Raw genomic sequence first — 8089 nt, 5'->3', positions numbered from 1 at the left:
GCCCGCGCAGCGCCGCGGCGGCGCAGCTCCGGCGGGTCGACGTCGCGGACGTCGGCGCCGTGCACGGTGCGGCTGCCCGGGTCGCGCAGCAGCAGCCGGTCCCCCACCCGCAGCGGCAGCGGAGCGCCCAGCCGCAACCGCACGGCAGCGCCGTCCAGGGGGCGCACCCGGGCGGCGACGGTGGCCGAGCCGATGTGCACGACGAGCTCGGCGGGCAGCCTCTCGACCGGGCGGGTCAGCACGACGTCGGTCTCCGTGGTGGCGCGGAACGCGCCGGGGGTGAGCAGTGCATCCCCGCGGGAGAGGTCCTCGACGGCCACCCCGCGCAGGTTGAGCGCCACCCGGGCGGTGGCCTGCGCGCCCTCGACCGGCTCCCCCAGGGACTGCAACCCGCGCACCACCACGTCCTGCCCGCCGAGGGTCAGCCGGTCCCCGGCGGCGACCGTGCCGGCGGCGAGCGTGCCGGTGACGACGGTGCCGGCGCCGCGGATGGTGAACGCGCGGTCCACCCACAGCCGCACCGGCGCGGCCGTGTCGGGCGCGGGCAGAGCGGCGAGCACCCGGTCCAGGGCGGCAGCGACCGCGGCCACGCCGTCCCCGGTGCGGGAGCTGACCGCCACTGCGGGCAACCCGGCCAGCGAGGTCCCGGCCAACCGCTCGGCCACGTCGGCCAGCACCGGTGCGGGGTCGGCGAGGTCGGACTTGGTGACCACCAGCAGGCCGTGCGCCACCCCGAGGGCGTCCAGGACGGCGACGTGCTCGGCGGTCTGCGCCGACCAGCCGTCGTCCGCGGCGACCACGACCAGCGCGGCGGGCACCGAGCCGACCCCGGCGAGCATGGTGCCCACGAACTTCTCGTGCCCGGGGACGTCGACGACGGCGACCGTGCGCCCGCCCGGCAGCGTGGTCCAGGCGAAGCCCAGGTCGATGGTCAGGCCCCGACGGCGCTCCTCCTCCAGCCGGTCGGGCTGCATGCCGGTCAGCGCGGTGACCAGCGAGGACTTCCCGTGGTCGACGTGCCCGGCGGTGGCGATCACCTGCACGCGCGCACGGCTCCCACGAGGGCCGCGTCGTCGGCGGGGTCCAGGCTGCGCAGGTCGAGCAGGGTGCGGCCCTCGGCCAGGTAGCCCACCACCGGGGGCGTGCCCGCCCGGAGCGGCTCGGCGAGGGCGGCCGGCAGCGACACCGCGACGGAGGGCAGCTCGAACTCCGGCGCTCCCCCGCCGCCGACCCGGGCGCCGGCCTCGACGACGTGCGCGTCGCCGCCCAGGGCGGCGACCACCGCCTCGGCCCGGGCACGCAGCTCGTCGGTCGTCGTACCGAGCATCCGGTGCACCGGCGGCAGCGGGCCGCGCAGCGTGGCCTCCAGCGCCGCCAGGGTGGTCTTGTCCACCCGCAGCGCCCGGTACAGCGGGTGCCGGCGCAGCCGCTGCACCAGGTCGGCCCGGCCGAGCAGCAGCCCGGCCTGCGGTCCGCCCAGCAGCTTGTCGCCGCTGCAGAGCACCAGGTCCGCACCGGCCGCCAGGGTGGTCTGCAGGTCCGGTTCGTCGGGCAGGGCCGGGTGCGGGCGCAGCAGGCCGGAGCCGACGTCGGCGACGACCGGGACGCCGACCCCGGCCAGCTCGGCGACCTCGACGGACCGGGTGAACCCGCGGACCACGAAGTTCGACGGGTGGATCTTGAGCACCGCGCCGGTGCCCGGCCCGAGGGCCGCGGTGTAGTCGGCGAGGGTGACCCGGTTCGTCGTCCCCACCTCGCGCAGCCGGGCGCCGGTGGACTCCAGCAGGTCGGGGATGCGGAACCCGTCGCCGATCTCGACCAGCTCACCCCGCGCCACGACCAGCTCGCCCCCGAGGCAGGTGGCGACCAGGGCGAGGGCGGCGGCGCAGTTGTTCACCACGATCGCTGCCTCGGCGGCCGGGACGGCGGCCAGCAGCGCGGCGATCGCACCCTCGCCGCGGGGGCCGCGCCGCCCGGTCGCCAGGTCCAGCTCCACGTCGGTGGTGCCGCTGGCCGCGACCACCGCGTCGACCGCCGCGGCCGACCACGGCGCCCGGCCGAGGTTCGTGTGCACCAGCACGCCGGTGGCGTTGAGCACCCGGTGCAGGCTCGCCGCCGTCGTCGGCAGTGCGGTGACCACCGCGTCGGCGGCGTCCGCCGGTGGCACCTCGCCGTCCCGAACGCGCTGCTGCACGCCTGCGACGACCGACTTGACCAGCTCGCGGCCCAGCCGGTCGGCGGCGGCGGCCACCCGGGGGTCGGCGAGCAGCGCGTCGGTGCGGGGCACCTGGCGGCGGGGGTCGGTCGTCGGGTCTCCCGGGGTCGTGTGTGGCGGAGGCGGACGGGAATCGAACCCGCCTGACCCGGCTACCGGGTCACGTCGGCTTTAGAGGCCGCGGGGGCCACCAGACACCCTGACACCTCCGCCGGGGATCCTATGCGCCGCTCACCCGGTCAGCGCGGCCGTCGCCCCGGCCCCCAGCAGCGCGACCCCGGCGACCACGCCGGTGGTGCCCAGGAGCAGTCGGCCCGGGAAGACGTGCCGCACCATGAGCAGCGACGGCAGGCTGAGCACCGGCAGGGTGACGAGCAGGACGGCGGCGGCCGGGGCGGCCAGCCCGGCGGCCAGCGCGGCGGCGACCACCGCGACCTCGCCACCGGTGGGCACCGGCAGTGCGATGCCGGCGACCAGCAGGAGCAGCAGCACGACGACCGCGCTGGCGCCCGCGCCGGCGTCGGCCGGGAAGAGCACACCCCGGAACACGCCGAGCACGAACACCACCGCCAGGTACTCCGGGAGCAGTCGCGTCGAGAGCCCGACGAGGGTGGCCAGGAACCGCGCAGGCAGCGGCCTGGGGTCGGCCGGGACGTCGGGCGCCTCCACCAGCGCGGCCTCGTCGACCGCATGGCTGCGGGTCAGGACGGCGGCCAACCCGACGGCCGCGACGACCACGGCGAGGCCGGCGCCGAACCGGAGCACCGCCCAGGGCCAGGGCAGCACGGCCAGGCAGAACACCAGGACGACGGGGTTGAGCGCGGGGTTGCTCAGCCAGAACGCCAGCACCGCGCCGGTGCCGGCCCGCGCCCGCCGCAGGCCCACCGCGAGCGGGGCCGCGCAGCACGAGCACATCAGCGTCGGCACCGAGGCCAGCCCGCCGCGCAGGCCACCCCGCGCGGTGCCCGCGTCCGGGCCGCCCAGCACCCGGCGCAGCCAGCTGGCCGGCAGCAGCACCTGCACCGCGGCGGCGAGCACCAGACCGACGACCAGCGCCTTCCAGATGGCGGCGGTGTAGGCGACGGTGAAGTCCCAGCCGGCCGCGAGCGAGACCGGCGGGGCCGTGCGGTCGCCGCCGGTGATGATCGAGGCGCCGAGGTCGTGGCTGCCCACGACGGCGGGGACCTTGCCGGCGTACGGCCCGTACTTGGCCCACCACAGCCCGACCACCAGCAGCGCCACGGCGATCCCGCCGAGCAGCCACAGCCGGCGGCGATCGGTGGTGGCTGGCTGCTCGGTGGTGCTCACCCGGGTCCTCTCGACGGCGGCGACCCGGTGCTCGAGCCGGGACCCATCCTGCTCCGATCCGGCCGATCCGGTTCACTGGGGCGGGTGACCGCGACCCGGCTGACCCAGTACGCACACGGCGGTGGGTGCGCGTGCAAGATCCCGCCCGGTGAGCTGGAGGCGGTCGTCGTCGGCCTCACCCACACCGGCCCGCGGGACCCGTCGGTCGACCTCGTCGTGGGGCTGGACGACGGCGACGACGCCGCGGTGGTCCGCCTCCCCGGCGGCCAGGGCCTGGTGCTGACCACCGACTTCTTCACCCCGGTGGTCGACGACGCGTACACCTTCGGCCGGATCGCCGCGGCCAACGCCCTGTCCGACGTCTACGCGATGGGCGGGCGCCCGGCGGTGGCGGTGAACCTGCTCGGCTGGCCGCGGGACGTGCTGCCCGCCGAGCTCGCCGCCGAGGTGCTGCGCGGCGGGCTGGAGGTGGCCCAGGAGGCCGGCTGCCACGTCGGCGGCGGGCACTCCATCGACTCCCCCGAGCCCACCTACGGCATGGCGGTCACCGGGCTGGTCGACCTGGACCGGCTGATCCGCAACGACCGGGCCGCCGCCGGGGACGCCATCTCGCTGACCAAACCGCTGGGCGTGGGCACCCTGAACAACCGGATGAAGGCCACCGGCGAGCCCTCCCCCGAGGCCATCGACTCGATGACCCGGCTCAACGCCGAGGCCTCCGTCGCCGCGGTCGCGGCCGGCATCCGGGCCGGCACCGACGTCACCGGGTTCGGCCTGCTCGGCCACCTCTACAAGATGGCCCGGGCCAGCGGTGTCACCGCCGTGGTCTCGGCCGCCGACGTGCCCTACCTGGCCGGGGCTCGGCAGTCGGTCGCCGACGGGTACGTCTCCGGCGGCACCCGGCGGAACCTGGACTGGGTGCGCCCGCACACCGACCTGTCCGCGGTCACCGAGGACGACGCCCTGCTGCTGGCCGACGCGCAGACCTCCGGCGGTCTGCTGCTGGCCGGGGAGGTGCCGGGGTCACCGGTGGTCGGGGAGTTCGTCGCCGCTGGAGAGTTCGCCGTCGTCGTCCGCTGATCCGCGCGGCCGTCGGGCGGGTCAACCCGCGCGGATGCCGGGCAGGTGAGGCCCCGTTAACGTGCGGGACCATGCTGGCTGCCTTCGTGTCGACCCCGTCCGCCGACGACCCGCTGTCCGTGCTGGAGGTCGGTGAGCGCCCCGCCCCCGAGGCCCGCGACGGGTGGGTGGTCGTCGACGTCAAGGCGGCCTCGCTCAACCACCACGACCTGTTCAGCCTGCGCGGCGTCGGTCTCCCGGTCGAGCGGATGCCGATGACCCTGGGCTGCGACGCCGCGGGCACCGACCCCGACGGCAACGAGGTGGTCGTGCACGCGGTCATCACCGGGACGCCGGGCTGGTCGGGCGACGAGACGCTGGACCCCAAGCGCTCCCTGCTGTCGGAGCTGCACCAGGGCACGCTGGCCGAGCAGGTGCTGGTGCCCGCCCGCAACCTGCTGCCCAAGCCCGCCGACCTGTCCTTCGCCGAGGCCGCCTGCCTGCCCACCGCCTGGCTGACCGCCTACCGGATGCTCTTCGTGAAGGCCGGGCTGCAGCCGGGGCAGACCGTGCTGGTGCAGGGCGCCTCGGGCGGCGTGGCCACCGCGCTCATCGCGTTGGGCCGGGTCGCCGGCTACCGGATGTGGGTGACCGGCCGGTCGGAGGAGAAGCGGGCCGCCGCCCTCGGGCTCGGCGCGGACCAGGCCTTCGAGACCGGTGCCCGGCTGCCCGAGCGGGTGGACGCCGTCATGGAGACCGTCGGCAAGGCGACCTGGTCGCACAGCGTGAAATCCCTGAAGCCCGGCGGGGTCATCGTCACCTCCGGCGCGACCACCGGCTTCGACCCCTCCGCCGAGCTCAACCGGGTGTTCTTCACCCAGCTGCGCATCCTCGGCTCGACCATGGGCACCCGCACCGAGCTCGAGCAGCTGGCGCAGCTGTGCGCCACCACCGGCCTGCGCCCGCAGATCGACGTCGAGATGCCGCTGGCCGACGCCCGCGACGGGTTCGAGCGGATGCTCGAGGGCCGCACCAACGGGAAGATCGTCTTCACCGTCTGACGTCGACGGCCGCCGTCCGCAGCAATGCGACGGCGGCCACCGCGGCCAGCGCCGCGGCCACCCCCGCACCTGCGAAGACGGTGTGCAGCTGGGTGAGCACGGCTGCGTCCACGGCTCGGTCGTAGGGCGCGCAGTCGGCCGGGGTGTCCGGGCAGGTGACCAGCGGGCTGGGGATCGCCCGGACCACCTCGGTGAACCGGCGCAGCGCGATGGCGGTCAGCAGCGAGAGCCCGACCAGCATCCCCACGGTGCGGGCGACGACGACCAGCGCGCTGGCGCTGCCGTGCACCCGCGAGGGCGTCACCGCCAGCAGCACCGCGTTCACCGGCGCCACGGCCAGGCCGAACCCGAGCCCGGCGGCCAGCAGCGCGACGGTGGAGGTCCAGCTGTCCAGGGAGGTGGCGTCCCACCGGGTCATCGCGACGAAGGCCAGCGCCGCCAGCGCCATCCCGGTCGCGGCGACCCAGCGCGGGGCGGTGCGCCGGCACAGCCAGCCACCGGCGACCGCGCCCACGGGGACGGCGACCAGCAGCTCCACCAGCACCAGCGCAGCGCCCAGCTGGTCGGTCTCGGTCGTGGCCCGGGCGAACAGCGGGATGTCGACCAGCGCGGCCACCAGCGCCACCCCGACCAGCAGGTTGACCACCAGCGCACCCCACGCGCCCACCGGCCGCAGCTCGGCCAGCGGCAGCAGCGGCTCCGCCGTCCGGCGCTCGTGCAGCACGAAGGCGACGGTCGCGACGGCGGCCAGCGGCAGCAGCACCGGGCCGTGGGCGACCACCTGGGTGGCCGGGTCGGCGGCCGCGAAGGCCCACACCAGGCTGCCCAGCGCCACCACCACGAGGACGGCGCCCAGCACGTCGACCTCCCGCGCCAGGGCCGGCAGCCCGCGTAGCGGCAGCACCGGGTGCGCGGCGGTGAGCGACCGCGCCACCAGCCCGGCCAGCGCGAGGACGGCGACGAGCACCAGCGGCGTCGTCCATGCCTGCGACGCCACGACCGGGACCCACCCGAGGCCGAGGGTGACGTCGGTGACGAGCGGCTCGGGCTCGGCCAGCTGCAGGGCGAGAGCTGTGGCGGCCACGACCGCGCACACCACGCCGACCACGTCCCGGCCGGGTCGCCGCGGCCCGCTGACCCGCAGGGCGAGCGCCAGCCCGACGCCGAGGACCAGGTTGAGCCAGAAGATCGCGCGCCAGTCGGCCACCGCGAGCACCGCGGCCCCGGCCAGCGGGCCGAGGACGGCGCCGGCCTCCTGCACGGCACCGACCACCCCGAGCGGGACGGCCCGGCGGTCGGGCGGCCAGCGGTCGGCGACCAGCGCGAGGGTGGCCGGGACCAGGCCTCCGGCACCGATGCCCTGCAGTCCCCGCCCGAGGACGGCCGGGCCCAGCGAGACCGCGGTGGCGGTCAGCAGCGAGCCCAGCGCGAACAGCACGAGGCACCCGACCAGCACCGGGACCCGGCCGCGCAGGTCCGCGAGGCGGCCCAGCAGCGGCAGCGTGGCGGTGTAGCCGAGCAGGAACCCCCCGATGATCGGGGTGGCCTCCTGCAGCTGGTCCAGACCGACGCCGACGCCGGTGAGGATGTCGGGCAGGGCGAGGACGACGACGTAGGTGTCGGCCGCCGAGACCAGGACCGCCAGCGTCGCCAGGACGACGGCGGCCCGCCCCGGCGCCGTGACCTCAGCCGGTGGGCGGTGCGGTGATGGAGACATCGGCCCCGTAGTCCGACAGCGCGATCGTGTAGCTGCCCTCGGCGTCGGCGGAGAAGAACGGCCCGGTCAGCTGGACCTGGCGCAGCTGACCGCTGTCGGTGGCGATGGAGTAGACGGCGTCGACGTCCTGCTCGGGGTCCTGGCTGGTGAGCAGCTCGGCGACGAGCTGGCCGGGCAGGGTGCCGCTGACCTGGCGGACCACCTCACCGTCGACCCGGGACTGCTCGCCCACGGTGGGTGCCTCGGTGGCGGTCAGCAGCTGGCTGATGCCCGACTCGGGGTCCAGCAGCGCCCCGGGGTCGCCGACCCCGATCACGGCCGGGTCGACGACGGAGAACCCGCTGGTCAGCGGCAGCTGTGCGTAGACGGTGCCGTCGACGGAGACGACCTGCACGTCGACCGCGCTGCTGCCGAAGGCCTGCACCTGCAGGGTGCCGCGGAAGGAGGCCGGCCGGGCGATGTCGCCCTCGCCGCCGAGCAGCGCCGACCCGTCCCCGGTCGCGCCGTCGCTGGTGAGCACGAAGTGCGCGCTGGACGCGTCGTCGAGCACGGTCTTGGCCCGGGACAGCAGGTCACCCGGTGACTCGTCGGAGCTGCCCCCGCCGCACCCGCCCAGCACCCCGACCAGTGCCACGGCGCCGAGCAGCACCGCCGCCGTCGTCCCTAGTCGCACGTGCCCTCCCCCGCCGGCCCCCGGGCGGGGACCCGGCCGGACAGTAGCGCGGGACG

The 8089-nt window shown here is 76.4% G+C and carries 7 protein-coding genes and 1 tRNA gene; 2 read left to right on the top strand and 6 right to left on the bottom strand.

Annotated features, from left to right (window positions below; genetic code table 11):
• The 4 genes from selB to NH342_RS12545 form a co-directional block, all read right to left on the bottom strand.
• A partial coding sequence (gene selB / locus NH342_RS12560; protein ID WP_253015217.1) for a selenocysteine-specific translation elongation factor occupies positions 1 to 1043 on the bottom strand: 1043 nt, incomplete at its 3' end.
• Positions 1034 to 2287 (bottom strand): L-seryl-tRNA(Sec) selenium transferase, encoded by a 1254-nt coding sequence (gene selA / locus NH342_RS12555; RefSeq protein ID WP_253015216.1) that lies wholly within the window; start codon positions 2285 to 2287, stop codon positions 1034 to 1036. The genes selB and selA, both read right to left, overlap by 10 nt.
• A gap of 42 nt (positions 2288 to 2329) precedes the next feature.
• Positions 2330 to 2425 (bottom strand) — tRNA-OTHER (locus NH342_RS12550).
• Between the two features lie 21 nt (positions 2426 to 2446).
• The gene (locus NH342_RS12545; RefSeq protein WP_253015215.1) at positions 2447 to 3523 is read right to left on the bottom strand and encodes a permease; all 1077 of its coding nucleotides are present in this window, start codon (positions 3521 to 3523) and stop codon (positions 2447 to 2449) included.
• A gap of 84 nt (positions 3524 to 3607) precedes the next feature.
• On the opposite strand from NH342_RS12545, the gene selD reads away from it, so the two are divergent.
• Both selD and NH342_RS12535 read left to right on the top strand, forming a co-directional pair.
• The gene (gene selD / locus NH342_RS12540; RefSeq protein ID WP_253015214.1) at positions 3608 to 4603 is read left to right on the top strand and encodes a selenide, water dikinase SelD; all 996 of its coding nucleotides are present in this window, start codon (positions 3608 to 3610) and stop codon (positions 4601 to 4603) included.
• Between the two features lie 71 nt (positions 4604 to 4674).
• Complete coding sequence (locus NH342_RS12535) at positions 4675 to 5643, top strand: zinc-binding dehydrogenase (RefSeq protein ID WP_253015213.1); 969 nt, start codon at positions 4675 to 4677, stop codon at positions 5641 to 5643.
• Here the strand turns inward: NH342_RS12535 and NH342_RS12530 are convergent.
• Together NH342_RS12530 and NH342_RS12525 are read right to left on the bottom strand one after the other, a co-directional pair.
• The gene (locus tag NH342_RS12530) at positions 5633 to 7360 is read right to left on the bottom strand and encodes an MFS transporter (RefSeq protein WP_253015212.1); all 1728 of its coding nucleotides are present in this window, start codon (positions 7358 to 7360) and stop codon (positions 5633 to 5635) included. The genes NH342_RS12535 and NH342_RS12530 overlap by 11 nt on opposite strands.
• Positions 7329 to 8033, bottom strand: a complete 705-nt coding sequence (locus tag NH342_RS12525; protein ID WP_253015211.1) for an LppX_LprAFG lipoprotein — start codon at positions 8031 to 8033, stop codon at positions 7329 to 7331. Before NH342_RS12525 ends, NH342_RS12530 begins: the two co-directional genes overlap by 32 nt.
• Positions 8034 to 8089 lie beyond the last annotated feature (56 nt).

It is taken from the genome of Klenkia sp. PcliD-1-E, assembly GCF_024124375.1.
In the GTDB taxonomy this organism is placed as follows: domain Bacteria; phylum Actinomycetota; class Actinomycetes; order Mycobacteriales; family Geodermatophilaceae; genus Klenkia.
The sequence above is the reverse complement of the archived record's forward strand: the minus strand, read 5'-3'. Positions and strand labels throughout refer to the sequence as shown.

Coding starts and splice junctions, on each gene's coding strand:
- NH342_RS12530 (WP_253015212.1), bottom strand. CDS start 7,360: ATGTCTCCATCACCGCACCGCCCACCGGCTGAGGTCACGGCGCCGGGG.
- NH342_RS12535 (WP_253015213.1), top strand. CDS start 4,675: ATGCTGGCTGCCTTCGTGTCGACCCCGTCCGCCGACGACCCGCTGTCC.